A 1946-nucleotide genomic window follows, 5' to 3' on the forward strand; every position below is an offset into this window, starting at 1 on the left:
ATTCAGGGGGGTGAGAAATATCGAATTTTTCTTGTACAGACTATCTCAGATTTACGCCTAATTTAATTCAGCCCCACAAGTTTTGGTATTGATCCGAAGTAGGTTTCGTCAATTATCAAAACCAGATTGCTGACTCAGAATATGGCGTATGGTTATCTTTTTTGAATAAGGGTTTTCTGCAACCTGCGGATCAATAAAATACTGGGCCAATAGTTCGCCCAACTCCTATTGTTTTTCTTGTATTAGTTTAAGCACCATCGTAGAGAATACGACCCTGGTAAGTGATGCAACTTCAAATATCGTATTGTTTAGTGCAGGTTGCGCATAACTTAAGTTCCCATATACCTTAGTCTTTATTACTTTGTCATTCTCTATGCTATTATAGCAACATCTGGAATGCTTAATCTTTTTGCCATTGCAAGATTTTATTGTCAAGTTTACTTAAGGTTTTTTCGTCCATTATGCTTAAGCTGGATTGAGCTTACATAACTTTATTGAAGTTGATTAGCTGACAAAAACAGATATTCAGATTTGCGGCCAGGAGAAATGGAGTTAGTAGCATATAATCCGTTAAAAACTTCATTGTTTGAGATTAGGCTGTAAGAAATTTATAAATAAATACTAAATGATCATCAGCAGAATTGATTATAGCACTAAGATACTTCCATGATTTTGTAGCTTATAATTGAATTTATAGTTTCTTGAATGTGCCATCTGTAAGCTTTGGATGCCAGGATAAAGGCAGCATGTAGTAAATAAGCTTCAGCTTATGAATAAGATAATTTCTATCTTTATAATTGATGAAACGTTCAATTCTCTGTTTACCATTTGATATTCCAATGGAATTCTACAGTTGGCTGAAGTTTACTTTATCAGTTATTGTTAGGAAGGGAATCTACCGTGCCTAATCTGTATATCATATCGGGTTGTAATGGTTCAGGGAAGACCACTGCCAGTTATACAATTTTGCCGGAGATTCTAAATTGTATGGAATTTGTGAATGCGGATAGTATCGCTCATGGCCTATCTCCTTTTAATCCTGAAAGTGTAGCTCTTGAATCAGGTAGGATTATGCTGCAGCGTATTCGTGAATTAATGATGACCCGTGTTGACTTTGCTTTTGAGACAACGCTATCTGCCCGAAGTTATGTTTCCCTGGTTAAACAGGCACAGCAGGTAGGTTATAAAGTTAGTCTCTTATATTTTTGGCTGGCTTCTCCGGAACTGGCTATCGCACGTGTGAAAAAACGCGTGAGTAAAGGCGGGCATTATATTCCCGCGGATGTGATCAGACGCAGATATTACCGGGGGATTTATAACTTGCATAAGTATTATATGTCAGTATGTGATGAGTGGACGCTTATAGCTAATATGGATCTGTCGCCACAAGTGATCGCAAAATATGATAGCTCTGGGAAAATGATTTTGAATAGGAAGGTTTGGGATACTATCATTCGCAAAGCGACTGAAGAAAGTATATAAGACTGAAGAAATTATATAATCAGTATGCGGATAGAAGGACTTGTTCGAAATCTTAATGAAATAGGTGTCATTCTATAATTATCAATAAGTGTTATCTTTTTATTTCTTGTTTTAATCAAAGCTTTTCATCTGTTTTAGATGATATTGTTTTTATTTCTGCCATTCATTTTATAGTTTTTTCATTTTTTACAGGGTTTAACCTGATGGATATGCTGCTTTATGACGTATTTGCTATAAGCTGAAAGGATGTTGTTTGATTAGTTTAAAGCGTGATTGGCTATAGTTCATGGCTGGTTTGTATTAGCAACGTGTAGAATTTACACTATCTATTGAAGTTTTTGTGGTTGTAAATCATGCAGTTAGGGATTGCATACAATTATTAGTGCGTTATTGTTTGGTGGACGGGATTATTTTCCTACTTTTGCATCCCGCTTCGGAGGAAGGGAAACAGAGAAAAGGATAAG

General features: G+C 35.8%; 1 protein-coding gene. It reads left to right on the forward strand.

From position 1 onward, the window contains the following. The first annotated feature begins 900 nt into the window (after positions 1-900). Positions 901-1482, forward strand: coding sequence for a zeta toxin family protein (locus tag LY11_RS26355; RefSeq protein WP_111636556.1), 582 nt, complete (start codon positions 901-903; stop codon positions 1480-1482). Positions 1483-1946 lie beyond the last annotated feature (464 nt).

Source organism: Pedobacter cryoconitis, from assembly GCF_003259615.1.
Lineage (GTDB): Bacteria > Bacteroidota > Bacteroidia > Sphingobacteriales > Sphingobacteriaceae > Pedobacter > Pedobacter cryoconitis.